This window comes from Solwaraspora sp. WMMA2059, from assembly GCF_027497315.1.
GTDB lineage: Bacteria > Actinomycetota > Actinomycetes > Mycobacteriales > Micromonosporaceae > Micromonospora_E.
In genome coordinates, this window is the sequence record NZ_CP114908.1 from 5,014,230 (window position 1) to 5,039,933 (window position 25,704).

Consider the following 25,704-nt stretch of genomic DNA (forward strand, 5'->3'; position numbering starts at 1 on the left):
TGCGGGCCGGCGGGGCCGACCCGAAGGCAAGGCGTAGCTTGTGAACCAATCAGACGCCGATCCTGGCATGCAGATTCGCACTTCACAAGGGATTCCGTTGCGCAGCTCGCCGTTGGCCACGAAATACGCCAGACTCGGACTCTTAACGCCGACCCACTCGGCGACGTATCAGCGGTGCGGCACAATGCGCCGATTCTGACAGACGAGGAGACCCGGATGGGGACACGACAGCAGGGCGGCGACGGCTCCGGTCACGTCGTCCTCGACGACGTGGCGAAACAGATCATCGAACAGTTGCAGGAGGACGGGCGGCGCCCGTACGCGACGATCGGCAAGGCGGTCGGGCTCTCCGAGGCGGCGGTCCGCCAGCGGGTGCAGCGGCTGCTCGACGCCGGGGTGATGCAGATCGTCGCGGTCACCGATCCGCTGCAGCTCGGCTTCCCCCGCCAGGCGATGATCGGGCTGCGTACCGCCGGGGATCTGGAGACGGTCGCCGACCGGCTTGCGGAGCTGGACGAGGTCGACTACGTGGTGATCACCGCCGGGTCGTTCGACCTGCTCACCGAGGTGGTCTGCCGCAACGACGACCATCTGCTGGAGATCCTGCAGCGGATGCGTACGGTCGACGGGGTCGTCTCCACCGAGGCGTTCGTCTATTTGAAGCTGCGTAAACAGACCTACACCTGGGGCACGGCCTGACCCGCGTCGGCAGCGCCCCACCGGCGGGACCACGGGTGGGCGCCGGTGCGACATATGTCGATTGTTCACCGGGGTCCACAAGGGTCACCACTCGGTGCTACTTTGGAGCTACCCATGGTGACCAGACGGAGAGGCATCAGTCGTGCGCAATTATCTTCGCAGCGCCCTGGCGGCGACGCTACTGGCTGTGGCAACCACCATCGCGCTCACGGCCACCCCAGCGCAGAGCGCCCCACCCGACTACTACACCGTCATTTACTATTACTACTCGGACAGCAGCCACACCACCGAGGTCGGCATCGGCTACCGCTTCCGGTGCCCAGATGGCAACTACAAGTATCTGACGGGCGAAAGTACCGCGTACTTCACCTCGATCACGGTCCCGTACTGCTTCTAGCCCGACCAGGACGGCACGGTACGGCCACAAGCCGGTCGCGCCGGCAGCCGACCCCTGGGGTACGGCCGGACCAGTCGGATTGATTCGCTTCCCTACCCTGACGGCACACGTCGAGGGAAGTGGGGCAACGGATGCGTCGTCAGCTACGGGTGATCGCGGGTGTCGGTGCGCTGCTGGTGTTGACCGTGACCGGCTGCACCACGGTGAGCACCGAGTCGGACCAGGTGGCGCTGCACTATGACGCGGGCGCCTTCTCCAGCACCACCTACCAGGCCTGCGTCACCCAGAACAACCGCACCTGGGACGGGCCGGGCGAGCGGTACTACGTGTACCCGGCCGGCCAGCGGACGTTCGACTTCACCGGCAACGAGGGCTCCGAGTCCACGCCGTTCGTGGTGGTCTCCAAGGACAACCAGGAGCTGACCGTGTCCGGTGGGCTGACCTTCCACCTGGACACCTCGTGTGCCGACGAGGGTGGGATGCTGCGCGAGTTCCACGAGGAGATCGGGCTGAAGTTCCAGCCGGTGATGGACGGCGACGGGCGGACCACCAAACACTGGCTGGACCTGCTGCGGTTCTACATCGGGCAGCCGCTGCACAAGGCGATGACCACCGAGGCGCAGAAATACGACTGGCTGGCGCTGTACAACGATCCGGCCACCCGGGCCGCGTTCGAGACGGCGATCAACGAGGACCTGGGCGCGGCGGTGCAGGCCACCACCGGCGGACGGGCGTACTTCCTGCAGTTCAACCTGACCCTGCAGAAACCGACACCGCGTCAGGATCTGGTCGACGGTCTGGCCGCGGTGCAGGTGGCGATCACCGAGCGTCGGGCGATCGTCGAGCAGAACGCCACAGTCGAGGAGAAGCTCAAGCAGATCCGCCAACTCGTCGAGGTGCTCGGCCCGGAGGGCTACATCCTGTACGAGGTGTTCCAGCGCTGCCTGACCGACGAGACCGCGAAGGGCTGCCCGACGTTCCTACCGGTGCCGGCCGGCGGCAGCGTCGACCTCAACGCCGGGCGCCCGGCGAACACCGACTGACCGCTCGCGGGTGTTTGTCGGATCTTCACCGCCCCACATTCCGCCTACGAGTTGCTACGGTATAACTACCGAAAGTCGAGCATCCTGAAGGGACTCGTACCGTGCCGGCTGTCATCCGCAACGCCCTCGCCGCAGCCCTGCTCGCCGTGTCCACCACCCTCGTGGTCACCAGCGCCCCGGCCCAGGCAGCACCCCCCGACTACTACGTGATCGTCACCCACTACTACTCGGACAGCAGTCACACCAACCGGGTCGGCACCTGGTTGCGTGGCCCCTGCCCCGACCGGGACTGGGACCGCCTGTCCGGCGTACGCACCCCGTTCTCCACCAGCGGAATCCACCCCTGCCCGTAGGCACGGACAGGATTCTCCCGGGCCGGCCGGCGTCGGCGACAACCGACCCGGTCGGCTTCGTCGACTCCCCGGAACTGCTGATCACCGATGAGATCCAACGTGTCCCGGAACTGCTGCTGGCTATCAAAGCCGCCGTGGATGAGGATCCCCGACCAGGTCGATACCTTCTCACCGGCTCCGCGCGGTTGTTCGGCACGTCAGCCGCTCCCGACGCGCTGCCCGGCCGGATGGAGACCATCGAGCTCTGGCCGTTCTCCCAGGGTGAGCTGGAAGATGAGCCGGACGGCTTCGTCGACGCCATCTTCACGCTCGGCCCTGAGTTGCGCCACGAGTCCGCCGTGACCCGCGCCGACTACGCCGCCAGAATCGTGCGCGGCGGTCTGCCCGAAGCCACCTCCCGCGACGACCCCCGCCGTCGTCAACGCGATGCTCTCGCTGCGACGACGTTCCAGCTTCCCGTTCACCCGGGTATGTCCGAGGCGGCCCTAGGATGGGTCGCGGACCGCATCCGCGTCTTCGCCGAAGGGCAGCTCCCATGACGATCCGGCACAACACCGCGTCCGCTGTCGTCCTCGACGACGAGGATCGAGTCCTGCTCCTGCACCACAAACAAGATCGGCCTATGGCTCTACCCAGGCGGGCACATCGACCCCAACGAGGACCCGGCCCAGGCGGCGGTGCGTGAGGTGGCCGAGGAAACCGGGATCCAGGCCACCGTGCTCGGCGAGCCTGCGTTCACCCACCCGGCGGTCGCAAGCCATGCCGCCCCGTGGACGGTCATCGAGATGGACGTGACCGACTCCAAGATCGGCGCGCATCGGCACATCGACTTCGCGTACGTGTGCCGCGCCTCCGGTGGCGACCTGACCGCGCAGCTGGAGGAAGTCGCCAGCGCCCGCTGGGTGCCGGTCGCCGACCTCGCCGGGCTCCCCACCCCGGCCGAGCTGCCCGAACTGGTCGCTGCGGCCTCGCGGTGGGCCAAGACACACAGATAGATGGCGAGCGGTTCCACCGACTTGCGCCGAAGGGCGGACCGCAGCCCGGGTCCGCCCTTCGGCGTATTCGTGTGACGGCGTCACACGTGGTCGGGTGGACCGCGCAATGTCAGCGAACGGCCCTGACTGGCCGACTCACCCGTGATGCGGATTTCGTCGTTGTAGCTGGCTCGAGTTGCTCAAACCGTAGGTGAACGGCACTGTTGATCTCGTGAACCTTGCAGCGAGCGGCGCATCTGTGCGATAACCGTAGCCAGGACGGCGCTGTGCGAGCGCCGGTGCGACCGACGCGATGGGGCCACGACATGGGCAACCCGACCGACCACCTCTGGCTGCACTTCACCCGGATGTCCAGCTACCTGGACGCCCCGGTGCCGACAATCGTGCGCGGCGACGGCGCGTACGTCTGGGACAGCGAGGGACGCCGGCTGCTGGACGGGCTGGCCGGGCTGTTCGTGGTCAACGCCGGCCACGGGCGCACCGAGCTGGCCGAGGCCGCCGCGAAGCAGGCCAGCGAGCTGGCGTACTTCCCGCTCTGGTCGTACGCGCACCCGACGGCGATCGAGCTGGCCGAGCGGATCGCCGCGCTCGCCCCCGGCGACCTCAACCGGGTCTTCTTCACCACGGGCGGCTCCGAGGCGGTGGAGTCGGCGTGGAAGCTGGCCCGCGCCTACTTCAAGCGGGTCGGCAAACCCACCAAGCACAAGGTGGTCAGCCGGGACATCGCCTACCACGGGACCACGATGGGGGCGCTGGCGATCACCGGGCTGCCCGGCATCAAGGCCGACTTCGAGCCGCTGGTCCCGGGCGGGATCAAGGTGCCGAACACCAACTTCTACCGGGCGCCGGAGCACGGCGACGACCCGGTGGCGTTCGGCCGGTGGGCGGCCGACGAGATCGGCCGGGCGATCGAACGCGAAGGCCCGGAGACCGTCGCCGCCGTCTTCCTGGAGCCGGTGCAGAACGCCGGCGGCTGCTTCCCGCCGCCGCCGGGTTACTTCGAGCGGGTACGCGAGATCTGCGACGCGTACGACGTGCTGCTCGTCTCCGACGAGGTGATCTGCTCGTGGGGCCGGCTCGGCGAGTACTTCGGCGCCCAGCGGTACGGCTACCAGCCGGACATCATCACCACCGCCAAGGCACTCACCTCCGGCTACTCCCCGCTCGGCGCGATGATCGCGTCCGACCGGCTGATCGAGCCGTTCCTGCACGGCACCGAATCGTTCGGTCACGGGATCACCTTCGGCGGACATCCGGTCTCCTGCGCGGTGGCGCTGGCCAACCTGGAGATCTTCGCCCGGGAGGAGCTGACCGGGCACGTACGGGCCAACGAAAGCGCTTTCCGGGGCTCGCTGGAGAAGCTATACGACCTGCCGATCGTCGGTGACATCCGGGGCGACGGGTACTTCTACGGCATCGAGCTGGTCAAGGACAGGGCCACCCGGACGAGCTTCGACGACGCCGAATCGGAGCGGCTGCTGCGCGGGTTCCTCTCCGGCGCGCTGTTCGCCGCCGGGCTGTACTGCCGGGCCGACGACCGGGGAGATCCGGTGATCCAGCTCGCCCCGCCGCTGATCGCCGGCCAGGCCGAGTTCGACGAGATCGAACAGATCCTGCGGGCCGTGCTCACCGAGGCCTGGCAGCGAATGTAGCGCGGGCCGACGGCGGAAGGTGGTGGACCATGCGCGGTCACGGTGACTACCGGGACGTGTCGCACTGGATGGCCACCGTGGACGACGAGCTGGCGGCCCGGCCCGCGCTGGACGGCGACACGGTCGCCGACGTGGCGATCGTCGGCGCCGGCTACACCGGGCTGTGGACGGCGTACTACCTGACCCGCGCCGACCCGGCGCTGCGGATCGTGGTGCTGGAGAAGGAAATCGCCGGGTACGGCGCCTCCGGGCGCAACGGCGGCTGGTGCTCGGCGCTGCTGCCCAGCTCACCGACCGCGCTGGCCCGCCGGCACGGCCGGGACGCCGCCATCGCGATGCAACGCGCCATGTACGCCACGGTCGACGAGGTCGGCCGGGTCGCCGCCGCCGAGGGCATCGACTGCCACTGGAGCCACGGCGGCACGGTCACCCTGGCCCGTACCCCGGCGCAGCTGCGGCGGGCCGAAGCGGCGGTGGCCGAGGTCCACGCGTACGGCGGCACCGACGCCGACCTCACCCTGCTGGACGCTGACGCGGCAACCGCCCGGTGCGCCGCCGACGGCGTACTCGGTGGCACCTACACCCCGCACTGCGCGGCGATCCACCCGGCCCGGCTGGTCCGTGGCCTGGCCCGGGCCGTCGAACGGCGCGGGGTGACGATCCACGAACGGACCCCGGTCACCGGGTACGGCCCCGGGGCGGCCCGGACACCGACCGGCACGGTCCGCGCCCCGGTGGTGGTACGGGCGACCGAGGGCTACACCCCGGCGCTGCCCGGCGCCCGCCGCGCGGTGGCCCCGATCTACTCGCTGATGATCGCCACCGAGCCACTGCCGGACGAGACCTGGGCCCGGATCGGGCTGGCGCGGCGGGAGACGTTCAGCGACTACCGGCATCTGATCATCTACGGGCAGCGGACCGCCGACGGCCGGCTGGCGTTCGGCGGGCGGGGCGCGCCGTACCACTTCCGGTCCCGGATCCGGCCCGAGTACGACCGCGACCCACGGGTGTTCACCGCGCTGCGCCGGACGCTCGGCGAGCTGTTCCCGGTGCTCGGCGACGCGGTGCCGGTGACCCGGACCTGGGGCGGCCCGCTCGGCGTCGCCCGCGACTGGGCGGCGTCGGTGGGGTTGGACCGGGCCACCGGGCTGGCCTGGGCCGGCGGGTACGTCGGCGACGGAGTGGGCACCGCCAACCTGGCCGGCCGTACCCTCGCCGATCTGATCCTCGGCGTGGACAGCGAGCTGACCGCGCTGCCCTGGGTCGGGCACCGCTCGCCGCGCTGGGAGCCGGAGCCGCTGCGCTGGCTCGGCGTCAACGCGGGTCTACGGCTGGTGACCGCCGCCGACGCGGCCGAGAACCGAGGGGACCGGCCGTCCCGGCTGGCCGGGCTGCTGGGCCGACTGACCGGGCAGTGACGGCCGTACCGCCTGTGGCCGGGCTGGCGGAGCGGGGTCGGGGCGGGGCGCAGTCGGGGGCTGATCGGCCGGGCGTCAGGCCGGCGGGATCACCCGGAGGTGGCCGCGGCGGCCGGTCGACGGGTTGATGTCGATGTCGACGGCGTCCGGGGCGCCGGGGCGCGGTGGTGGGGCCGGTCGGGCTGCTTCCCGGACCGCCTCGGCGAGCGCCACCAAATCGTCGGTGGTCGGCGGGGGCGGGTCGAACTCACCCTCGTGCCGGACGACCTGCCAGCCACGGGGCGCGGTCAGGCTGCGGGCGTGCTGCTCGCAGAGGTCGTAGGTGTGCGGCTCGGCGAACGCGGCGAGCGGGCCGACCACGGCGGTCGACTCGTTGTAGACATAGGTCAACGTGGCGACGGCCTGGCGGGGGCAGCCGTTACGGGAGCAGCGCCGTGATGACCTCACGGCGGCACGTTATCTCTAATACCGGCTCCACGACCAGCTTGCCGACGCGACACGCCGGGACTCCTGATCCCCACGCCCGGAAAGGGCCGATCCGGACTACGCTGGGCAGGTGACCGGAGGATTCCAGTGACCATTCCCGTGCCCGGCAGCGCGCAGACGCCCCGCCGGGCGCGTCGGGATCGCCGGGACCGGCACGGGCGCGGGCTGCGTGGTCGGCTGGTGCCGGCGACGGTGCCGTTGGCCCGGACCAAGGCCGAGGTCTTCGACGAGCTGGTCCTGGACACGGTCGAGACGCTGGAGCGGCGCTTCGCGAAGGAGCTGGCCGGTGTCGAGTTCGCCGTCGAGGACGTCCCACCGGATCTGAACGTCTACGACTCCGACGTGCTGGAGGACGGCGAGGTGCCGTTGGCCCGGTTGCTGCCCGGCCGGCCGGGGCGTCAGGAGATGCCGCCACGGATCGTGCTCTACCGGCGTCCGCTGGAGTTCCGGGCGTTGAACCGGGAGGATCTCGCCGACCTGGTGCACGACGTGATCATCGAGCAGGTGGCAAATCTGCTCGGCGTCGACCCGGACGAGCTGGCCTGACTCGGCAACCCGCCCGGGCCGACGGCGGCAGGTCAGGCGACCCTGCGCTTGAGCTTGCGTCGTTCCCGCTCGGACAGTCCGCCCCAGATGCCGAACCGCTCGTCTTGACCGAGCGCGTACTCCAGGCACTCGGACTTCACCTCGCAACGAGAGCAGATCCGCTTTGCCTCGCGGGTGGATCCACCCTTCTCCGGGAAAAACGCCTCCGGATCGGTTTGCGAGCACAGCGCCCGCTCCTGCCACTCCGGGGCGTTACCGAGCAGGTCCGCGACCTCCAGCCGACCATCCATACGCGTGCCTCCTTTCGCGCGCCGCCCCACCCGGCCGGCGCAACCCCCCACGCGGAAGGCGTGTCCATCTTGCCCGTTCGATCCGGTTTTGATGCAGCCCGTCCGAGCGACCCCGTTGAAATTACACGCGTGTAATGCGTGCGTCGTCAAGACGAACCTGGTAAATGGGCTTGCTGTCGCGCACCGGTCACCCGCCCTCCCCGTCGTCATCCGGCCCGCAACCTGCCCTATCGATTCAGCCCCCCACCGGGTAACGCGGGACCGGCGAGTCGCACCACCCGCTCGGCCAGTCCCAGCGCCGACGACCCTGTCCGCAGACAACACCGAGCCGGTGCCGCTCACGCGGCACCGGCTCGGTCTCCGGTCGGTCGACCGGTCTACCTCACCTGCCCTACTTCCCTCCCCAGAGGTCAATCACGCCTACGGCCCAGAAGCCGATCGCGCCTAGCACGTCGATCTCGTCACACTGTCGTGCGGGAGTCCCGTCACCCTGCCTTGGGGATCAGCCGCCCAGCGGCGGCGTGCTGCGGCCAGACGAACTCGGTCACCGCCCCGCCGCTGATCGCCACCTGACCGGCGGGCACCTCGTCGGAGCGCCACACGGTGTAGGAGCCCGCCGGCAGATCGGTGTAGACGGCGCTGAAGAAGACTCCGTCGCGTACCTGCCGCTCCCGGACCGCCGCATGGGTACGCGGGGCCGGATCCGGCTGGTCCGGACCGGCGGTCGGGCTGATCTCGATCTCCCGGCCGTGGAACTCCTGTCCGGTGTAGATGATCAGGGCACCCATGTCGCCGCCGATGTCGAGGACGACGCCGCCGGTCTCCGACGGGGCCAGACTGTGCTCGTGCATGCTCCCCACCTTCTCTGGATGTGCCGGGGTCGGCCCGGACGGGACGTGCGGGCCGGTCAGGACGGGTTGTTGAACCCGTCGTACGGCACGCCGAGGTACGGGAAATGCTTCAGGAACGGGGCAGTCACGTCGGCCGCGCTCAGCCCGTGGGTCACCGCGCCGGCCGCGTCGTCCGGGGTGAAGTTCTGATCGATCAGCGGGAACGTCAAGCCGGCGATGGCCCGGAGCGAGATGGTGACCACGTCGTCGGTCGTCCGGCGGCCGTTCGGGAAGCCGGCCAGGTCGCCGCCGAGCAGACCGAACCGGTCGGGCTGCTCCGCCGGCGGGATCGCGGTGTTCAGCCGCAGCATGTCCGCCTGCAGATCGCCGGTGTTGTTCTGAAAACCGTCGATCAGCCCGGCCGGGATTCCGGTCAGTAGGATCGCCACCAGATCGGCTCGGGGCACGCCAGACTCGTTGAGCTCGGCAAGGTTGGGAAAGACGTCCGGGTAGAGCACCGGCAGCAGCTGCGCCAGTTCGGGCTTCTCCACCAGGCCCGCGAAGCGCTTGTCCTCCGACGGGGGCAGGGTGTTCCACAGGTCCTTCTGCGCCATCGGCACGATGACCTCGTTGAACAGTGGATTACCGAGTCGCGACACCTGTACCGCCGGTCCGACGTTGACGTCGGCCGCCTTGGCACTGCCCAGCATCCGTACCTGCTGACGCGCGGCGGAGGTCCAGACCCCGATCACCGATCGCTGGTCGTTGACGCCGTACTGGCCGCCACCACTGACCAGATGGTTGATCGGGACCTGCAGCGCGATGCTGGAGACGTTCAGCCGGTCGGTCGCGTTGACCGGTTCGTCCGCCACGTTGAAGATGTCCTTACCGACTACGTGGAGCTGCTGGAACGGCCGTAGGTTTCCGAGGTCGAAGATCGAGCCCAGGTCGACGAAGAACCCCTCGGCCCGCTGCCCGGCGAAGACCCGCTCGCCGCTCTTGAGCTGGAAGGTGGCGTCGTTGGCAAGCCCCACGTAGTCGGGGGTGGACAGCGGACCGATGTTGCACGGCGGGCAGGGCACGTCGCGGGCCAGCAGCTGCGCCTTGCCGTGCGCATCGACCTTGGTCAGACTGTAGAACTGGCGCCTGTTCCAGTTCTCACTGTCCAGGGCGTCGATTGGCCCGGTGTTGTAGAGGAACGTGTTCTCGTTGGTGATCTCGGTGCGGAACTGAAACTGGTAGGTGATGTCCGGATGGCCGTCACCATTGTTGTCCACGTGGATCGAGTAGAGCACGTCATCGCCGAACTCGAAGAAGTTCGGCCCGCCCGACGGCACCTGAAAGGGCAGATAGTTGGCGATCAGAGTGACCGTGTCCGGACGGTCCGGACTCACAAAGGCATAGACGTCGGTACTGTCAGCGACCGGGTCCTTGGATATCTCCGGCGCTTCACGGTGCGAAGACATGACGAACCTACCTCACATAGCCTGAGAAGATCGGTGAGTGACGCGGTACGCGTCAGGTGAGACGTGCCCTTACGGCGCACTCAGCCCTGGCGGGCGGCGCGCTGCAACCGGGCGGCAAGGCTTTTGTCTTGTACCTCGATCCGCGACGTGCCGACGAAGACGTCCAACGTCCCGTTTGACGGATCCCGCAGGTGGACGACGATTGCCTCGTCACCTTCGGCAGATCCGGCGAGCCGGCTGTCCACAGCCGATGACAGGCCGGTGACGCTGACCGCGGCCGCGCCGACACCCGCGCTCGCCGCGACGGTCAGCACCTGGCGGCGGGACAGTTTGAACTTCGGTCGGTTCCGCTGGCGAGTTCTCATGGACAACCCTTCCGGTGGGTCAGGGGGTAACCCACTGTCGCGATGGGACCAGTGCCGGCGCGGCCCATCCGTCACCCGCGGTCGCCGGCACCTGTTCATACGGCCGACGACGCCGGTGGGTTCGATCATCCGCCAATCGACTTTTGTCGGACGCGCCACCGCACGGCGTCGGCCGGGACCGAGGCCGATCCGGCCGCCGGTGGGCAGCGGTGGGCGCAGGGCGGAAAGCCGGCATCAGCGTTGGTACGCGGTGGACCGTCGGACCGCCGGACGGCCGGCGGCGGCCGCGATCGACTGCAACTGCGCCTCGGTACGCGCTGAGCCGTTCGCCGAACCGGCCATCCGGGAGATCGTCTCCTCCATCAGCGTTCCGCCGAGATCGTTGCACCCGCCTTGCAGCATCGCGACGGTGCCCTCGTCGCCGAGTTTCACCCAGGAGCACTGGATGTTGTCGATCCGGCCGTGCAGCAACAGCCGCGCCATGGCGTGCACGGCACGGTTCTCCCGCCAGGTCGGCCCCGGCCGGGCCAGCCCAGCGAGGTAGATCGGCGCATTGGTGTGCACAAATGGCAATGCGACGAACTCGGTGAAGCCGCCGGTGCGGTCCTGCACCCCGGCCAGCACCCGGAAATGCGCCAACCACTGGCCGGGATGGTCCACGTGCCCGTACATCATCGTCGAGCTGGACCGCAGCCCCAGCTCGTGCGCGGTGGTCACCACCTCGACCCAGGTGCCGGCCGGTAATTTGCCCTTGGTCAGCACCCACCGCACGTCGTCGTCGAGGATCTCCGCTGCGGTCCCCGGGATGGTGTCCAGTCCCGCCTCGCGCAGCATCAGCAGCCAGTCCCGGACCGGCATGCCCGCCTTCGCGGCGGCGGTGACGATCTCCATCGGGGAGAAGGCGTGCACGTGCAGCTGCGGCACCCGTCGCTTGACCGCCCGGACCAGCTCGGCATACGCGGTCACCGGCAGCTTGGGATCGATGCCGCCCTGCATGCAGACCTCGGTGGCACCGGCCCGCCACGCCTCCTCGGCCCGGTCCGCCACCTGCTCGGCGGAGAGCCGGAACGCATCGGCGTCCCGTTCCCGCTGGGCGAACGCACAGAAGCGGCAGCCGACGTAGCAGACGTTGGAAAAGTTGATGTTGCGGTTGACCACGTAGGTGACGTCGTCGCCGACGGTGTCCCGGCGTACCTCGTCGGCGATCCGGCAGACCTGGTCCAGCGCCGCGCCATCGGCAGTGAACAGGGCGAGCGCCGCGTCGGTGTGCCGTGGTTGCAGCAGCGCCGCCGGATCGTCGGCGGCCAGCCGCAGCCCGGCCCGCAGATTCGCGTCGCCGGCGCCGTCGCCCTTGGTGCCGGCACCGGTCGGTGCGCTGATCCGGCCGGCGACCTCGGCCCAGTCGCCGTACACCCGGTCGAAGTCGCCCCGCCGGTCCCCGGTCCGCCCGGTGGTGTCGATCGTGGTGTGCAGATCGGTCCGGCCGACTGGGGCAAACACCTCCTCCGGCTCCTGCCAGGGGCGGCCGACCGGCATCGCCGACTCGTCGGCCAGACCGGTGCCCGGCTCGGCGAGCGCCGACACGTGCGCGGCGAGCCGGGGGTCCAGCCACGCCTCGCCGCGCCGCACATACTCGGGGTAGACAGTCAGCCGTTCCCGCAGAGTGAACCCGGCGGCGGCGGTACGCCGGGTCAGCTCGTCGATCTGCGGCCAGGGCCGCTCCGGGTTGACGTGGTCCGGGGTCACCGGCGACACCCCGCCCCAGTCGTCGATGCCGGCCCGCAGCAGCAGCGCGTACTCCCCCTCGACCAGGTTCGGCGGGGCCTGGATGCGGGCACCCGGCCCGAGCAGGAGGCGACCGACGGCAACCGTCGCGGCCAGGTCACGCAGTTCGGCGTCCGGCATGCCACGCATCGCCGTGTCCGGCTTGGCGCGGAAGTTCTGCAGGATCACCTCCTGGATGTGGCCGTACTCGCGGGCCGCCGACCGGATCGCGAACAGCGACTCGACCCGTTCCCGGAGAGTTTCGCCGATGCCGATCAGCAGGCCGGTGGTGTACGGCACGCCGACCCGACCGGCGTCGGCGATCGCCCGCAGCCGCACCGCCGGTTCCTTGTCCGGCGAGCCGTGGTGCGGGCCGCCCGGCTCGGACCACAGCCGGGTCGCGGTGGTCTCCAGCATCATCCCCATGCTGGGCGCCACCGGCTTGAGCCGTTGCAGCTCGGCCCAGCTCAGCACCCCCGGGTTGAGGTGCGGCAGCAGACCGGTCTCCTCCAGTACGGCGATCGCGCAGGCCCGCAGATAGTCGACGGTGGAGTCGTAGCCCCGCTCGTCCAGCCACCGGCGGGCCGCCGGCCAGCGGTCCTCGGGCCGGTCACCGAGGGTGAACAGCGCCTCCTTACAACCCTGTGCGGCACCGGCCCGGGCGATCGCCAGGACCTCGGCACGGTCCAGGTACGCGGCGGGCAGCCGGCCCGGCACGGTGGCGAAGGTGCAGTAGTGGCAGCGGTCCCGGCAGAGCCGGGTCAACGGGACGAAGACCTTCCGCGAGTACGTGATCACGCCCGGCCGGCCGGCGTCGCGCAGCCCCGCGTCGCGCAGCGAACCGGCGAGGTCGAGCAGTTCGTCGAACTCGCCATCGGTGGCGGCCAGCAGCGCGGCGGCCTCATCCAGGTCGAGGCTGCGGCCGGTCGCGGCACGACGCAGCGCCCGCCGGACGCTGGTGGTGGGCTGTTCCGCCGGGGCGGCCCCGGTCACTCGGGCGACGACGGATTCAGTGTGCTCGGCCACCACTGCAGACTAGGCCCTCGGGCCTGCGCCGGCCGGTGGCGCTCGCCACAGCGCCCACCGGCGGCCAGCGGTGATCAGGAGATCCGTTGGGTCGTCCCGGCCGAGCCCGGCTCCTCCGGACCGGGCTCGTTCCCAGCCGGCCCCGGCTCGTCCCCGGGCGGGGCCGGCGGCCCGGATGACGGCGCAGGCGGAGCAGGCGGCGCGTACATCGGATGCGGGCCGCTCTGCGGCGGTGGCGGTGGCGGTGGCGGGTACGCCGGTCCGGGCTGACCGGACTGACCGGGCTGGTGGTACGGGTGGTACGGGCCCGGCTGGCCGTATTGACCCGGCTGGCCGTAGCCGGGCGGCGGTGGGCCGTACGGACCGGGGTGACCGTACTGCCCCGGCTGGCCGTAGCCCGGCGGGGGACCGTAGCCGCCCGGTGCCGGCGGCTTCGGTCGCACCACCTGGTAACGCCCCTGCCAGATCCGCCACAGTGCGTACCCGGCGACACCGAGCACCGCCAGCCAGGCCGCCCGGGTCAACAGCGCCTGGAATCCGCCGCGGATGGTGTCGTCGACCAGCACGACGAAGCCGACCAGCAGCCCGAACAGACCACCGAACACCGCGGCGACCCCGTACTCGACGAGGGCGACCAGGGTCATCAGCCGAGCCCGGCCCAGCTCCGGGGTGAGGTGCGTGGCGAGCAGCACCGCCAGCAACGGGAAGCCGACCGTGGCCAGATTGACGAAGCTGCCGAAACTGTCCGCCGAGCGGCGGGCGAACCCCGGCCCGAAGCCGAGCCGGTACGGCACGAGCAGGTCCAGCATTGCGGTGAACAGGAACACTGCGGTGGCACCGAGCAGGACGGCGGCGGCGAACTCCCGCAGCGGCATGGTGAGATCTCTGGCCGGCGGCCGGTCGCCGGGCCCAGCCTCTGGTTGGGTGGTCACGCATTCTCCCGGTGCTCGCAGGTGGCGGCGGTCGATGCCGGTGAGCGTAGTGCTCCGCCGATGGACGAGGATGGACGGCATGCGGATCGTGGTACTGACCGGCGGGATCGGCGGCGCGAAGTTCCTGGTCGGCGCGCGGGAGTACGCCCGACGCACCGGAGCCGAGCTGACCGCCGTGGTCAACGTCGGTGACGACGTCATCCTGCACGGGTTGCGGATCAGCCCGGACCTCGACAGCGTGATGTACACACTCGGCGGTGGCGCGGATCCGGAGCGTGGCTGGGGCCGGGTCGACGAGACCTGGGCGGTGAAGAACGAGCTGGCCGCGTACCAGGCGGAACCCACCTGGTTCGGGCTCGGTGACCGGGACGTCGCCACCCACCTGGTCCGCACCACCATGCTCAACGCCGGCTACCCGCTGTCGGCGGTCACCGAGGCGCTCTGCGCCCGCTGGCGGCCGGGGGTGAGGCTGCTTCCGGCCACCGACGACCGGCTGGAGACCCACGTCGTCGTCTCGGACCCGGAGTCGGGGCCGGGGCCGGGGCCGGGGCCGGGGCCGGGGCCGGGGCCCGATGCCGGCGGCGAGCGGGCCATCCACTTCCAGGAATGGTGGGTACGCCATCGGGGCGCGCTGCCCACCCACCGGTTCGTCTTCGTCGGCGCGGCACAGGCCAAGCCGGCGGCCGGCGTACCGGAGGCACTGGCCGCCGCCGACGTCGTGCTGATCGCACCGAGCAACCCGGTGGTGAGCATCGCGCCGGTGCTCGCCGTACCCGGGATCCACGAAGCGCTGGCCGGCAATACGGCCCCGGTGGTCGGGGTCTCGCCGATCATCGGCGACGCCCCGGTACGCGGCATGGCCGACCGGTGCCTCGCGGTGCTGGGTGAACCGTGCACGGCGGCGGGGGTGGCGGCGCTCTACGGTGCCCGGCGCGCCGGTGGGCTGCTGGACGGCTGGCTGGTCGACCCGGTGGACGAGGCCACCCGGGTGCAAGGGATCGAGGTGCGGGCCGTACCGCTGTGGATGTCCGACGAGACGGCGACGGCCGCGATGGTCGGCGCCGCGATCGAACTGGCCGGCCGGCCGACCGGGGTGACCGGATGAGGCTGGAGATCCTGCCGGTCGCCGGGATCGGCGAGGTGGTTCCCGGTGACGACCTGGCGGCGCTGATCGGGGACGCCGCACCCTGGCTGCGCGACGGCGACGTCCTCGTGGTGACCAGCAAGATCGTTTCGAAGGCCGAGGGCCGGCTGGTGGATCTGCCGGCCGACGAACCGGACCGCAGCCTGGTCCGCGACGAGGTGCTGGCCGCCGAGACCGTCGAGGTGGTGGCACGGCGTGGGGCGACCCGGATCGTCCGGACCCGGCACGGGTTCGTGATGGCGGCCGCCGGGATCGACAACTCGAATGTGGCTCCCACCCGGCTGGTGCTGTTACCGGTCGATCCGGACCGGTCGGCCCGGCAGCTGCGCGCCGGTCTCTACGCCCGGCTGGGGCTCGATCTTGCGGTCGTCGTGTCGGACACCATGGGACGGCCGTGGCGCAACGGCCTGACCGACGTCGCGCTCGGGGCCGCCGGTATCGACCCGGTGCGCGACTACCGCGGCCAGACCGACCGGTACGGCAACGAGCTGCGGCTGACGCAGATGGCGGTGGTCGACGAGATGGCTGCTGCCGGGGACCTGGTGAAGGGCAAGTCGGAGCAGGTGCCGGTGGCGGTGGTCCGCGGCTACCCGTGGCGGGCCGAACCGCCGGCGGGGCCGGCCGGTCCCGCCGGGCCGGGCGTACGACCGCTGATCCGCGAACCAGGTCAGGACCTGTTCACGCTGGGTACGGCGGAGGCCCGCCGGGCCGGGCTGCTCGCGGCGGCGACCCTGCCGCCGGGCGGGCCGGCGGGCGCTCCGGCCGCCGGAGTCGACGACCCTCGTCCGGTCGACGGCCCGTCTGCGGTCGACGGCGAGACCGTGGCCCGGGCGGTCCGGCTGGTGTCCGAGGTGGTGGCCCCCGGCACCCGCTTCGAGCTGGCCGACGCCGACAGCCTGCGGAGCGCGGCCGACGGTTTGCCGGCCGACGCGGCGTACCCGGCGTTGCTGCGCTGCCGGCCGCCGGGCGATACGCCGCCGGACCTGGTGCGCTTCGGCACCGACCTGCACCGGCTACGGGCGGCGCTGGCGGCCGACGGTGTCGCCAGCGCCGAGCTAGGTACCGTCGCCGGCCCCGACGGCACCGTCGTCCTGCTCGGGCTCGTCGCGACGCCGTGACGGACCGGGCGGCTTACACGTACCCGTCCTCGCCGCGTTCCTTGAGCGCGTCCACCAACCGTTTGACGTCCTGCGCCCGGTCGCGGGGGCAGACCATCACCGCGTCGGGGGTGTCCACCACGATCAGGTCCCGTACGCCGAGCGCTGCGACCAGCCGGCCGGAGTGCGGCACCACCACCAAACCGCTGCTGTCCCGCAGCAGCACCCCCGGCTTCTCCTCGGCCGCCGGGGCGCCGAGGACGACGTTGCCGTCCGGATCGGTGGGCAGCACGTCACCGAGGGTGTGGAAATCCCCGACGTCGTTCCAGCCGAAGTCGCCGGGGACGGTGCCGACCCGCCCGGCGGCGGCCGCGCCCTCCATCACCGCGTAGTCGACGGAGATGCGGGGCAACGTCGGCCAGACGTCGCCGAGCACCTCGTCACGGTCGGGGCTGTCCCACCGGGCGGCGATCCGGGTCAGGCCGGAGTGCAGCTCGGGTTGTTGGCGGGCCAACTCGGTGAGGAACACGTCGACCCGCCAGACGAACATGCTGGCGTTCCAGAGGTGGCGACCCGAGCGCAGGTAGTTCTCGGCGACCGCCAGCCCTGGCTTCTCGGTGAACTGCTCGACCCGGCGGACCGGCCCGGGGCCGATGGTGTCGCCGCAGGCCAGGTAGCCGTAGCCGGTCTCCGGCCGGGTGGGGGTGATACCAACGGTCATCAGCAGGCCGGTGCGGGCTCCGTCCACCGCCTGACGGATGGTCTCGACGTACCGGTCGGTGTCGCCGATCAGGTGGTCGGCCGCGAACGAACCCATCACGGCCTGCGGCTCACGCCGGGCGACGACTGCGGCGGCGAGGGCGATCGCCGCGCAGGAGTCCCGGGGCGACGGCTCGACGAGCACGTTCTCCTCCGGCACCGTAGCCAACTGCCGGGCGACCGCTGCGGCGTGCGCCGCACCGGTCACCACCAGAATCCGTTCCGGATCGGTCAGCGGTGCCAGCCGCGCGACGGTCGCCTGCAGCAGCGAGGCCGTGGTGCCGGTGAGGGGGTGCAGGAATTTAGGGTTACCGGCGCGGGACAGCGGCCACAGTCGGGTGCCGCTGCCACCCGCCGGAATGACGGCGAAGAGCATCAGCACATCATGCCCGGCACGGGCACGCCACCCGAGGAGATGGTGGATACCTCCCCGTACCGGTGAGTAGTGGCCGGGTCACCAGGCGGCCCGGTTCATGCTGGCGGCCCGGCTCCACGACGCCACGTGCACCTCGGCGCTGGATGACCAGGTGAACTCCTTGGCCCGGTCCACCCCGGCCTTGGCCAGCGCGTGCCGGCGGGCCTCGTCGTCGAGCAAGGCCACCAGGTCGGCGGCGATCCGGTCCGGATCCTCGCTGGTGTAGGCGACCGCATCACCGCCGACCTCAGGCAGCGACAGCCGCGGCGTGGTCAGCACCGGGGTACCGCAGGCCATCGCCTCCAGGATCGGCAGGCCGAAGCCCTCCCCATAGGACGGGTAGGCGGCGACGAGGGCACCGCCGAGGAAACCGGGCAGGTCGGCGTAGCGCAGGTAGCCGGGACGCAGCAGCCGCAGGTGGGCCGGGACGTCGGAGACGGCACGGTCGATGTCGTCGTCGTGGCCCTGCCCGCCGGCGACCACGAGCGCCGGCGGATCGGGCCGGTCCTGCACCGCGCGCACCCAGCCCCGGATCAGGTTGGGCACGTTCTTGCGCGGCTCCTTGGCACCGAGGAACGCGATGTAGTCGGTGCCGGTCAGCCCGAGCCGGGCCCGTACCCGGGCCTTCTCTTCGTCGCTGGGCACGTGGAAGGCGCCGCAGTCGACGCCGTGGTACGCCACGTCGATCCGGGCCTGGTCGGCGTTGAGCAGCCGGATCAGCTCGTCACGGCTGGCCTTGCTGGGCACGATCACCCGACTGGCCCGGCGCAGCGAGGTCTTGATCGCGCTGCGGAAGAAGGTTCGCCGCGACTTGTCGTAGTGCTCCGGTTCCGTGAAGAACGTCGCATCGTGCACAGTTACCGTTACCGGACATCCCGCCCGCATCGGACAGGTGTAGTACGGCGAGTGCAGCACATCAGCACCGGCCTGCTGGGCGAGCAGCGGCAACCCGGTCTGCTCCCAGGCCAGCCGGGCCGGGCGATGCGCGACGGCGGCCGGCGCGGCGATCACGTCGGCGGCCGGCAACATCCGGGTGTACCGCTCGACATCTGTACGCAGCGCTACGACGGAGAGCTCGACGCCGCTGCCGATGAGCGCGCCGAGGGCCCCCAGCAGGCCGTCAACGTATCGACCGACACCACCGCGGTCGGTGGGCACGCTCGTTGCGTCGATGAGTACGCGGGGCGGTCGACCGGCGGTCACTGGGCAACTCCTCTAAGGGGGTGGTGGAGGGTTGTGAAGAACGACACGTGTGCCAAGACTACGCCGCCCGACGCCGTCCGCCGTGTCGACGACGCGACCGAAAACGCGTCGCGGCGAACCGCGCCGCCGACGATCAGCGGGGCGAGACCACCCGGTGACAGCGTGTACGTACAGTGACGGCGCTACGCTCGGCCCGATGACCAACAACCTGGCCGGGCTGCTCGCGGTCGCCGTCACTGCGGACCCGACGCGGCCCCTGCTCACCTGGTACGACGACGCGACCGGCGACCGGACCGAGCTGTCCGGTGCGACGCTGGCCAACTGGGTGGCCAAGACCGCCAACCTGGTGGTGGACGGGGCCGGCGCGGCCGCCGGTGACCACGCCGACGTCGCGTTGCCGGCCCACTGGCAGACCGCCGGCGTCCTGCTCGGTTGCTGGTCGGCCGCGCTGGTGGTGCGGACCGCCCCGGCCGCTGGGCCCGGCACCCCGGCCGGCCGGGACCCCCTGCCGGCGCTGCCCGACGACCCGGCTGCGGAAGTGCTCTTCGCCAGCCCACCGGCGGTGCCCGAGGTCGATCGGCGGCCCGCCGGTGAGCGCTACCTGCTCAGCCTCGCCCCGATGGCGGCACCCGCCCGGGAGCTGCCGTCCGGCTGGACCGACTACATCACCGAGGTACGCGGCCACGGCGACCATTTCACTCCGTACCCGGCGGTCGACCGACAGGACGCGGAGCTGGCCGGCCGGGCCCGCCGGCGCGGCGCGGAGCTGGGCATCGGGGCCGGGGCCCGGGTCCTGGTCGACTGCGACCGGTACCCGGACCCGACCGACTGGCTGCTGGCGCCGCTGGCCGCCGAGGCGACCATGGTGCTCTGCCGCAACCTCGACCGGCAGCGGCTCGACGGGCGGGTGGACAGCGAAAAGGTCGATCTGGTCCTGGCCTGAGCGGTCGTCGTCGGCACCGCCTGCCGGTCGGAACCAGTCAGAGTTCGCGGGGCACCACTTCCCGCAGTTCGCCGTCCGGCGCGCAGACGTAGAACCCGGCCCGGTCGGCCAGCCACGGCTTGCCCGCCGCCTCACCGGCGCTGAGCAGCTTCTCCTGCACGCCGAGGATGATGTACCGGGACCCGTCCGGGTTGCCGTCGCGCCAGCCCGGGCCGTACAGCCGGTCGACCAGCAGCTCGCGACGCTGTCGCGGCACCGCGCCGTCCACCACCCAGTCGGTTGGCAGCCGGTACCAGAACGTCCGGGTGATCCCGGCCAGCGGGTTGAAGGCGTGCGCCCCCTCGACCCGGACGCCGAGCGTGTCGGTGATCTTCAAGCGGAAGTAGACACCCACGCCTGTGAGACGCGCTGCGCTGACGCTGCGTTGCCATCCCGGCAGAATCGGTCAACCCACCGGCGTCCCCCGGTCCTGGGCGAACCGGATGAACGGTGCCAACGCCGCCGGATCGGTCAACGCCCCGGCCGCCGCCGCCTGCCCGGCCGGCACCCCGGTGAGAATCTTCTTCACCGGCACCTCCAGCTTCTTGCCGGACAGCGTCCGAGGCACGGCCGCGACCTGGTGAATTCCGTCCGGCACGTGCCGCGGTGACAGCGCCGACCGCAGCTCACGCACGATCCGGGTACGCAGCGCGTCGTCCAGCCCGACCCCGGCCCGCAACGCCACGAACAGCAGCAGCTCCCCCGCCCCGCCCTGTGGATCCTCCAGGTGGATCACCAGCGAGTCGGCGACCTCCGGCAACGCCTCCACCACCGAGTAGAACTCGGCGGTGCCCAACCGCACCCCGCCCCGGTTCAGGGTGGCGTCCGAACGGCCGGTGATCGCGCAGCTGCCGTCCTCGGCGATGGTGATCCAGTCACCGTGGCACCAGACCCCCGGATACCGGTCGAAGTACGCCTGCCGGTAACGGCTGCCGTCCGGGTCGTTCCAGAACCCGACCGGCATGCTCGGCATCGGCTCGGTGATCACCAGCTCGCCCAGCTCACCGACGACCGTCCGGCCGTCGGCGGCCCGGGCCTCGACCCGCGCGCCCAGACACCGGCAGGCGATCTCCCCGGCCCGCACCGGCAGCAGTGGTACGCCGCCCACGAACCCGGTGCACACGTCGGTGCCGCCGGACAGCGACGTCAGCTGCAGGTCCTCGCCGACCGACTGGTACACCCAGGTGAAACCCTCAGCCGGCAGCGGCGCCCCGGTCGAGCCGACCCCGCGCAGCCGGGACAGATCGGCGATCTTCCGCGGCGCCAGCCCTTCCTTGCGGCAGGCCAGCAGGAACGGCGCCGAGGTACCGAAATAGGTGGCACCGGTGTCGGCGGCCAGCCGCCACAAGGTGCCCAGGTCCGGGCTGGCCGCGCCGCCCGGGGCCGCGCGCACCGCCGGATTGCCGTCGAACAGCACGATCGCCGCACCCACCGCCGGTCCGGAGGCGAGATAATTCCACATCATCCAGCCGGTGGTGGTGAACCAGAAGAAGCGGTCCCCCGGCCCCAGATCGTGATGCAACGCCAGCATCTTCAGATGCTCCAGCAGGATGCCGCCGTGCCGGTGCACGATCGGCTTCGGCAGCCCGGTGGTGCCCGACGAATAGAGCACGTACAGCGGCTGGTCGAACGGAACCGCGTCGAACGCCAACGCCTCGTCGGTCGGCGCGGTGAGCGCACTCCAGGTCGAGGTGGCCCATGGCAGCTCCGCCGGGTCCGCCGCCGACAGGTACGGAATCAGCACCCGGTGCCGCGCCGACGGCAACGCGTCCGCGATCGCCGCCACCTCGGCCCGGCGGTCGACCGCCTTGTCGCCGTACCGGTAGCCGTCGACCGCGACCAGCACCGTCGGCTCGATCTGCTGCCAGCGGTCGGTGACGCTGCGGGTGCCGAACTCCGGTGCGCAGGACGAGAAGACCGCGCCCAGGCTGGCGGTGGCCAGCATCAACACGTACGTCTCGGGGATGTTCGGCGCGTACGCCGCGACCCGGTCGCCCGATCGCACCCCGAGCCGGCGCAGCCCGGCCCGCACCCGGCGGACCTCGTCGCGCAGTTGCCCGACGGTGAGCGTGACCGGCGCTCGGGTCTGGCTGTGCGCGATCACCACCGGGGCGCCCTCGGCCAACCCGGGTGCGCGCAGCACGTGCTCGGCGTAGTTGAGCCGGGCACCGGGAAACCACCGCGCGCCGGGCATCCGCCGGTCGGCGAGCACCTGCTCCGCCGGCTGCTGGCCGGCCACCTCGAAGTAGTCCCAGACCGACCCCCAGAACCCGGCCAGGTCGTCGACCGACCACTGCCACAGCTGCTGGTAGTCAGCGAACCGCAGCCCTCGGGTGCGCTCCAGCCACGCCAGGTACCCGCCGATCCGGGTCCGCTGCCGCACGTCCGCCGGTGGGCGCCACAGCACCTCGCTCACGACTGACACTCCTCCCCGGGTCGCGGCCGCGTCGCCGGACCGCGTGTGGCCGTCCACTTCCATCCTCGCGTACGTCGCGCGCCGCCGGCGGCGGTGCCGCTGATCGATTGTCCTGCCGACCGGGGCGCAACGGAGCGTGCCGGGAACACAAGCTGTCGTCGGCAGGTAGCGCAACGGGCACAGCCTGCGGCGTGTGCCAACGCGGACGGGAGAAAGTGCGCCGCCCCGTTGCGTCCCTGCCCGAGCCTCCCGCCCGAAACGGTACGGTTCGCCCATGCGTCATCTCTGGAGCTTCCTCAGCGGCCTGGCTGCGGCACCGCTGTGCTGGGTGCTGATCGCGGTCGGCCAGACGACGTCGGCCCGCACCATCGCCGGCTGGGTGACCGACGGCGGTTACCACACGGCGACCCTGCTGGCACCGGCCGCGTTCGTGTTCGCCGCCGGTCTGCTGCTCGGGCTGCTGGGCACGCTACGGTTCTCCCCGCTCGGTCCGCTCACCGCCGGGCTGGCTCTGGCGGCCCCGTACGTGGCGATGTTCGTCGACCCGTTCGGTGCCCGCGACCTGATCGGTACGCCGTGGCGGCTCTTCGGTGAACCGGTGGTGCTGCTGCAGCCGGTGGAGAACGGCACCCTCGCGTTGCTCGGGGTGCTGCTCAGCACCGCGGTGCTGAGCAGGCAGCGGTGGCGATCCCGGCCCGCGACGAACGGCACCGACGACGACGAGGCCGGTTCCGACGCGGCGGCGGCGGAGCCGTTGCCGGTCCGGCCACGCGGCGAGTTCGACCCGTCGCTCTGGTCGCTGCCGGGCGGCAGCGCCACGACGTCGGACGACTCCGCCGACGCACCGACCGGCCCGGACCGAGCCGACGCCGACCGGCCGGCGTCGTTGCGGACGAAGACGAGAACGAAGACGACACTGGCCGCGCCGGCCGGAGACGTTCGACCCGACGGCGACGGGCTACGGCCGGCCCGGCCCATCCCCCGGTCCAGTCGGGTGATTCGCTGAACCGACCCACCGACTGTTGCCGGTGACGTTGCGCCTGGCGGGTACCGTGCCCGGAAGGCACCATCCCCGCGAGGAGGTCAGATGCGGCACCTGGGCTCGCTGGTCCTGTCCCTGCTCCTCGCACCGGTGATCTGGTTCCTCGCCGGGCTCGGCCTGAGCGAGTACGCGCTGGCTCGACGGGACGCGTACAGCGAACCACCGCTCGACGTGTTCATCGGGTTGGCCGCGCTCGCGGTCTGCGGAGTGTCGTACGCGCTGTTGTTGCTGCCCCGGTTGTCCCCGGTCGGACCGGTTCTGGCCGGGGCGTCGTTCGTCGGAGTGTCGGCCTGGGCCACCGTCGACATCGTGGGGTTCTACGAGACGATGCCGCGCCGGCTGCTCGGCACGGATTTCGTCCTCACGGCGCCGGCCGAAGGGCTCGCCGTGGTGCTGGCCGTCCCGTTGTTGGCCACCGCGTTCAGCTCACGTCGTTGGCGGGGTGAGCGGATGGTGGCGCTGTACGCCGGCGGGCCACCGCCGCAGGACGTGACGCGGACCGCCCCGCTGCCCGGCCCCGGCGGATACGGCAACCCGAGCGGATACGGCAGCAACCCGGCCGGCGGATACGGCGGCAGCGCCGGACCGCCGGCGTGGTCGGCCCAGCCACCGACCGGCGATCCGGCTCGGACCATCGCTTTCCCGGCCGCCGCCAACCCGCCGCTGCGGCCAGCCCGATCGGCGACGGGTGCCGAACCCGACTCGGAGCACGACACGATGCGGCTGACCCCGCCGGGGCACCGGCGGGACGATCCGACCGTCGTGCTGCCGCAGGCGTCGGCGTTCGCACCGCCCCGACCGGCGGTCACCGGCGGCGACCCGGACGAGACCACCCGGATCAACCAGCCGACCACCACCGACCCGGACGAGACCACCCGGATCAACCAGCCGACCACCACCGACCCCGACGAGACCACCCGGATCGTCCGGACGACGGACGGCGCGGACGGCGGCGACGAGACCACGACGGTGCTGCCGGCCCGTCCCGACGACGCGGGGAAGTCCCCGAGCTGAGGCCGGCTCCGGAAGCCTCAGGTCAGGTCAGGGGGTCAGCAACTGGCGCGCCATCACGATCCGCTGCACCTGGTTCGTGCCCTCGTAGATCTGAGTGATCTTGGCGTCCCGCATCATCCGCTCGACCGGGTAGTCCCGGGTGTAGCCGTACCCGCCGAGCAGTTGCACCGCGTCGGTCGTGATCTCCATGGCCGCGTCTGAGGCGAAACACTTCGCCGCTGCCCCGAAGAAGGTCAGGTCTGCGTCGGCGCGCTCCGACCGGGCGGCGGCGACGTAGGTGATCTGCCGGGCCGCTTCCAGCTTCATGCCCATCTCCGCGATCATGAACTGGACGCCCTGGAAGTCGGCGATCGGCTTGCCGAACTGCTGGCGCTCCCGCACGTACCCGCGGGCGAAGTCGAGCGCACCCTGCGCGATGCCGACGGCCTGGGCGGCGATCGTCACCCGGGTATGGTCCAGGGTGCGCATCGCGGTGGCGAACCCGGTGCCCGGTTCGCCGATCATCCGGTCCGCCGGGATCCGGACGTTGTCCAGGTAGACCTCGCAGGTCGGTGACCCCTTGATACCGAGTTTCTTCTCCGGTGCGCCGAAGCTCACCCCGCGGTCGGACTTCTCCACAACGAAAGCGGAGATCCCCCGTGACCGGGCACCCGGCTCGGTGACCGCGAAGACGGTGTAGTACTCCGAGACACCGGCGTTGGTGATCCACCGCTTCACCCCGTTGAGCACCCAGTGGTCGCCGTCGCGGACCGCGCGGGTGGTCATCGACGCAGCGTCGCTGCCCGCCTCCGGCTCGGACAGGCAGTACGAGAACATCGCCGCGCCCAACGCCACCGGTCGCAGGTAGCGCTCCTTCAACTGCTCCGAGCCGGCCAGCAGCAGCGGCATCGTGCCGAGCTTGTTGACCGCCGGGATCAACGACGAGGACGCGCAGGCCCGCGCCACTTCCTCGATGACGATCGCGGTGGCGAGGGCGTCAGCGCCCGCCCCGCCGTACTGCTCCGGAACGTGCGGGGCATGGAAATCCGCTGCCCGCAGCGCGTCGTAGGAAGCGGTGGGAAACTGTGCGGTCTCGTCGGCTTCAGCGGCGTTGGGGGCGACCTTCGCGTCGCACACCTCCCGGACCGCTTCCCGGATCGCTGTGTGCTCCTCTGGTAACTGATAGACATCGAACGCCGGCCCGGACGTCATCACGCCCTCCCTCGCCTGGAGTGTTCCCTCGATATCCTGCTCGAGTGTGAGGATACCGGTGAGTAACGCCGATGCCGGTCGCCCCCGCCCAGCCGTACGGACTATCGTCTGCCGGGCAGCCGACCGGAACCCCTCGGCCGAGTCGGCACCCACGAAGCGGTACGCCGCGAACGTCAAAA

The 25,704-nt window shown here is 71.2% G+C and carries 25 protein-coding genes and 1 pseudogene; 14 read left to right on the plus strand and 12 right to left on the minus strand.

Features of this window, described 5'->3' with window-relative positions; genetic code table 11:
• Positions 1–216: 216 nt before the first annotated feature.
• The 8 genes and pseudogenes from O7553_RS22930 (at position 217) to O7553_RS22965 (ending at position 6,557) form a co-directional block, all read left to right on the plus strand.
• The gene (locus O7553_RS22930) at positions 217–699 is read left to right on the plus strand and encodes an Lrp/AsnC family transcriptional regulator (protein WP_281551730.1); all 483 of its coding nucleotides are present in this window, start codon (positions 217–219) and stop codon (positions 697–699) included.
• Positions 700–841: 142 nt separating this feature from the next.
• Positions 842–1,096 (plus strand): hypothetical protein, encoded by a 255-nt coding sequence (locus tag O7553_RS22935; protein WP_281551731.1) that lies wholly within the window; start codon positions 842–844, stop codon positions 1,094–1,096.
• Between the two features lie 131 nt (positions 1,097–1,227).
• Entirely contained in the window at positions 1,228–2,139 is a 912-nt protein-coding gene (locus O7553_RS22940) for an SPFH domain-containing protein (protein WP_281551732.1), read from the plus strand.
• A gap of 101 nt (positions 2,140–2,240) precedes the next feature.
• Positions 2,241–2,492, plus strand: a complete 252-nt coding sequence (locus O7553_RS22945) for a hypothetical protein (protein WP_281551733.1) — start codon at positions 2,241–2,243, stop codon at positions 2,490–2,492.
• Between the two features lie 29 nt (positions 2,493–2,521).
• Positions 2,522–2,917, plus strand: a pseudogene (locus O7553_RS22950) (AAA family ATPase); the annotation flags it as partial.
• Between the two features lie 252 nt (positions 2,918–3,169).
• On the plus strand, positions 3,170–3,487 hold the full coding sequence (locus O7553_RS22955) for an NUDIX domain-containing protein (RefSeq protein WP_281551734.1): 318 nt from the start codon (positions 3,170–3,172) through the stop codon (positions 3,485–3,487).
• Positions 3,488–3,792: 305 nt separating this feature from the next.
• Complete coding sequence (locus O7553_RS22960) at positions 3,793–5,139, plus strand: aspartate aminotransferase family protein (RefSeq protein WP_281551735.1); 1,347 nt, start codon at positions 3,793–3,795, stop codon at positions 5,137–5,139.
• 29 nt (positions 5,140–5,168) lie between these two features.
• Entirely contained in the window at positions 5,169–6,557 is a 1,389-nt protein-coding gene (locus O7553_RS22965) for an FAD-binding oxidoreductase (protein WP_281551736.1), read from the plus strand.
• A 75-nt stretch (positions 6,558–6,632) separates the two neighbouring features.
• Here O7553_RS22965 and O7553_RS22970 read toward each other — a convergent pair whose 3' ends face one another.
• Positions 6,633–7,004 (minus strand): DUF3499 domain-containing protein, encoded by a 372-nt coding sequence (locus O7553_RS22970; RefSeq protein ID WP_281551737.1) that lies wholly within the window; start codon positions 7,002–7,004, stop codon positions 6,633–6,635.
• Positions 7,005–7,223: 219 nt separating this feature from the next.
• Between O7553_RS22970 and O7553_RS22975 the strand changes: the two genes are divergently transcribed.
• Positions 7,224–7,589 carry a metallopeptidase family protein gene (locus tag O7553_RS22975; RefSeq protein WP_233606708.1) on the plus strand — a complete coding sequence of 122 codons (366 nt, stop codon included), beginning with the start codon at positions 7,224–7,226 and terminating at the stop codon, positions 7,587–7,589.
• A gap of 32 nt (positions 7,590–7,621) precedes the next feature.
• Here the strand turns inward: O7553_RS22975 and O7553_RS22980 are convergent, their stop codons facing one another.
• The 6 genes from O7553_RS22980 to O7553_RS23005 all read right to left on the minus strand — a co-directional run bounded on the left by O7553_RS22980 (position 7,622) and on the right by O7553_RS23005 (position 14,262).
• The gene (locus O7553_RS22980; RefSeq protein WP_281551738.1) at positions 7,622–7,879 is read right to left on the minus strand and encodes a WhiB family transcriptional regulator; all 258 of its coding nucleotides are present in this window, start codon (positions 7,877–7,879) and stop codon (positions 7,622–7,624) included.
• A gap of 485 nt (positions 7,880–8,364) precedes the next feature.
• Positions 8,365–8,730, minus strand: coding sequence for a phospholipase (locus tag O7553_RS22985; protein WP_281551739.1), 366 nt, complete (start codon positions 8,728–8,730; stop codon positions 8,365–8,367).
• A 56-nt stretch (positions 8,731–8,786) separates the two neighbouring features.
• Positions 8,787–10,175, minus strand: a complete 1,389-nt coding sequence (locus O7553_RS22990; RefSeq protein ID WP_281551740.1) for a DUF4331 domain-containing protein — start codon at positions 10,173–10,175, stop codon at positions 8,787–8,789.
• Positions 10,176–10,255: 80 nt separating this feature from the next.
• Entirely contained in the window at positions 10,256–10,540 is a 285-nt protein-coding gene (locus O7553_RS22995) for a hypothetical protein (protein ID WP_281551741.1), read from the minus strand.
• Positions 10,541–10,774: 234 nt separating this feature from the next.
• Positions 10,775–13,297 carry a bifunctional FO biosynthesis protein CofGH gene (locus tag O7553_RS23000; RefSeq protein ID WP_281555710.1) on the minus strand — a complete coding sequence of 841 codons (2,523 nt, stop codon included), beginning with the start codon at positions 13,295–13,297 and terminating at the stop codon, positions 10,775–10,777.
• 107 nt (positions 13,298–13,404) lie between these two features.
• On the minus strand, positions 13,405–14,262 hold the full coding sequence (locus O7553_RS23005; RefSeq protein ID WP_281551742.1) for a hypothetical protein: 858 nt from the start codon (positions 14,260–14,262) through the stop codon (positions 13,405–13,407).
• Between the two features lie 79 nt (positions 14,263–14,341).
• Here O7553_RS23005 and O7553_RS23010 point away from each other — a divergent pair, with 79 nt between their 5' ends.
• Together O7553_RS23010 and O7553_RS23015 are read left to right on the plus strand one after the other, a co-directional pair.
• Positions 14,342–15,367, plus strand: a complete 1,026-nt coding sequence (locus O7553_RS23010) for a 2-phospho-L-lactate transferase CofD family protein (RefSeq protein ID WP_281551743.1) — start codon at positions 14,342–14,344, stop codon at positions 15,365–15,367.
• The gene (locus O7553_RS23015; RefSeq protein ID WP_281551744.1) at positions 15,364–16,524 is read left to right on the plus strand and encodes a coenzyme F420-0:L-glutamate ligase; all 1,161 of its coding nucleotides are present in this window, start codon (positions 15,364–15,366) and stop codon (positions 16,522–16,524) included. Before O7553_RS23010 ends, O7553_RS23015 begins: the two co-directional genes overlap by 4 nt.
• Positions 16,525–16,537: 13 nt before the next feature.
• Here O7553_RS23015 and O7553_RS23020 read toward each other — a convergent pair whose 3' ends face one another.
• Together O7553_RS23020 and O7553_RS23025 are read right to left on the minus strand one after the other, a co-directional pair.
• Positions 16,538–17,638: a sugar phosphate nucleotidyltransferase gene (locus O7553_RS23020; RefSeq protein ID WP_281551745.1), complete on the minus strand. Its 1,101-nt coding sequence runs from the start codon at positions 17,636–17,638 to the stop codon at positions 16,538–16,540.
• A gap of 78 nt (positions 17,639–17,716) precedes the next feature.
• Positions 17,717–18,880, minus strand: a complete 1,164-nt coding sequence (locus O7553_RS23025) for a glycosyltransferase family 1 protein (RefSeq protein WP_281551746.1) — start codon at positions 18,878–18,880, stop codon at positions 17,717–17,719.
• Between the two features lie 196 nt (positions 18,881–19,076).
• On the opposite strand from O7553_RS23025, the gene O7553_RS23030 reads away from it, so the two are divergent.
• On the plus strand, positions 19,077–19,823 hold the full coding sequence (locus tag O7553_RS23030) for a TIGR03089 family protein (protein ID WP_281551747.1): 747 nt from the start codon (positions 19,077–19,079) through the stop codon (positions 19,821–19,823).
• Positions 19,824–19,860: 37 nt separating this feature from the next.
• Here O7553_RS23030 and O7553_RS23035 read toward each other — a convergent pair whose 3' ends face one another.
• Together O7553_RS23035 and O7553_RS23040 are read right to left on the minus strand one after the other, a co-directional pair.
• Positions 19,861–20,199 carry a hypothetical protein gene (locus O7553_RS23035; RefSeq protein ID WP_281551748.1) on the minus strand — a complete coding sequence of 113 codons (339 nt, stop codon included), beginning with the start codon at positions 20,197–20,199 and terminating at the stop codon, positions 19,861–19,863.
• Positions 20,200–20,268: 69 nt separating this feature from the next.
• The gene (locus O7553_RS23040) at positions 20,269–22,278 is read right to left on the minus strand and encodes an acetoacetate--CoA ligase (RefSeq protein ID WP_281551749.1); all 2,010 of its coding nucleotides are present in this window, start codon (positions 22,276–22,278) and stop codon (positions 20,269–20,271) included.
• 274 nt (positions 22,279–22,552) lie between these two features.
• Here O7553_RS23040 and O7553_RS23045 point away from each other — a divergent pair, with 274 nt between their 5' ends.
• On the plus strand, positions 22,553–23,284 hold the full coding sequence (locus O7553_RS23045; RefSeq protein ID WP_281551750.1) for a hypothetical protein: 732 nt from the start codon (positions 22,553–22,555) through the stop codon (positions 23,282–23,284).
• A gap of 81 nt (positions 23,285–23,365) precedes the next feature.
• Complete coding sequence (locus O7553_RS23050) at positions 23,366–24,334, plus strand: hypothetical protein (protein WP_281551751.1); 969 nt, start codon at positions 23,366–23,368, stop codon at positions 24,332–24,334.
• A 27-nt stretch (positions 24,335–24,361) separates the two neighbouring features.
• On the opposite strand, the gene O7553_RS23055 is transcribed toward O7553_RS23050, so the two are convergent.
• The gene (locus O7553_RS23055) at positions 24,362–25,525 is read right to left on the minus strand and encodes an acyl-CoA dehydrogenase family protein (protein ID WP_281551752.1); all 1,164 of its coding nucleotides are present in this window, start codon (positions 25,523–25,525) and stop codon (positions 24,362–24,364) included.
• Positions 25,526–25,704: the final 179 nt, after the last annotated feature.

Excerpts from the sequence above, each read along its gene's own strand:
- O7553_RS23050 (WP_281551751.1), top strand. The coding sequence starts at position 23,366 with ATGCGGCACCTGGGCTCGCTGGTCCTGTCCCTGCTCCTCGCACCGGTG.
- O7553_RS22960 (WP_281551735.1), top strand. The coding sequence starts at position 3,793 with ATGGGCAACCCGACCGACCACCTCTGGCTGCACTTCACCCGGATGTCC.
- O7553_RS22940 (WP_281551732.1), top strand. The coding sequence starts at position 1,228 with ATGCGTCGTCAGCTACGGGTGATCGCGGGTGTCGGTGCGCTGCTGGTG.
- O7553_RS22965 (WP_281551736.1), top strand. The coding sequence starts at position 5,169 with ATGCGCGGTCACGGTGACTACCGGGACGTGTCGCACTGGATGGCCACC.
- O7553_RS22990 (WP_281551740.1), bottom strand. The coding sequence starts at position 10,175 with ATGTCTTCGCACCGTGAAGCGCCGGAGATATCCAAGGACCCGGTCGCT.
- O7553_RS22995 (WP_281551741.1), bottom strand. The coding sequence starts at position 10,540 with ATGAGAACTCGCCAGCGGAACCGACCGAAGTTCAAACTGTCCCGCCGC.
- O7553_RS23010 (WP_281551743.1), top strand. The coding sequence starts at position 14,342 with ATGCGGATCGTGGTACTGACCGGCGGGATCGGCGGCGCGAAGTTCCTG.
- O7553_RS23020 (WP_281551745.1), bottom strand. The coding sequence starts at position 17,638 with ATGCTCTTCGCCGTCATTCCGGCGGGTGGCAGCGGCACCCGACTGTGG.
- O7553_RS23045 (WP_281551750.1), top strand. The coding sequence starts at position 22,553 with ATGCGTCATCTCTGGAGCTTCCTCAGCGGCCTGGCTGCGGCACCGCTG.
- O7553_RS23030 (WP_281551747.1), top strand. The coding sequence starts at position 19,077 with ATGACCAACAACCTGGCCGGGCTGCTCGCGGTCGCCGTCACTGCGGAC.
- O7553_RS22985 (WP_281551739.1), bottom strand. The coding sequence starts at position 8,730 with ATGCACGAGCACAGTCTGGCCCCGTCGGAGACCGGCGGCGTCGTCCTC.
- O7553_RS23015 (WP_281551744.1), top strand. The coding sequence starts at position 15,364 with ATGAGGCTGGAGATCCTGCCGGTCGCCGGGATCGGCGAGGTGGTTCCC.
- O7553_RS23055 (WP_281551752.1), bottom strand. The coding sequence starts at position 25,525 with ATGACGTCCGGGCCGGCGTTCGATGTCTATCAGTTACCAGAGGAGCAC.
- O7553_RS22980 (WP_281551738.1), bottom strand. The coding sequence starts at position 7,879 with ATGGATGGTCGGCTGGAGGTCGCGGACCTGCTCGGTAACGCCCCGGAG.
- O7553_RS22930 (WP_281551730.1), top strand. The coding sequence starts at position 217 with ATGGGGACACGACAGCAGGGCGGCGACGGCTCCGGTCACGTCGTCCTC.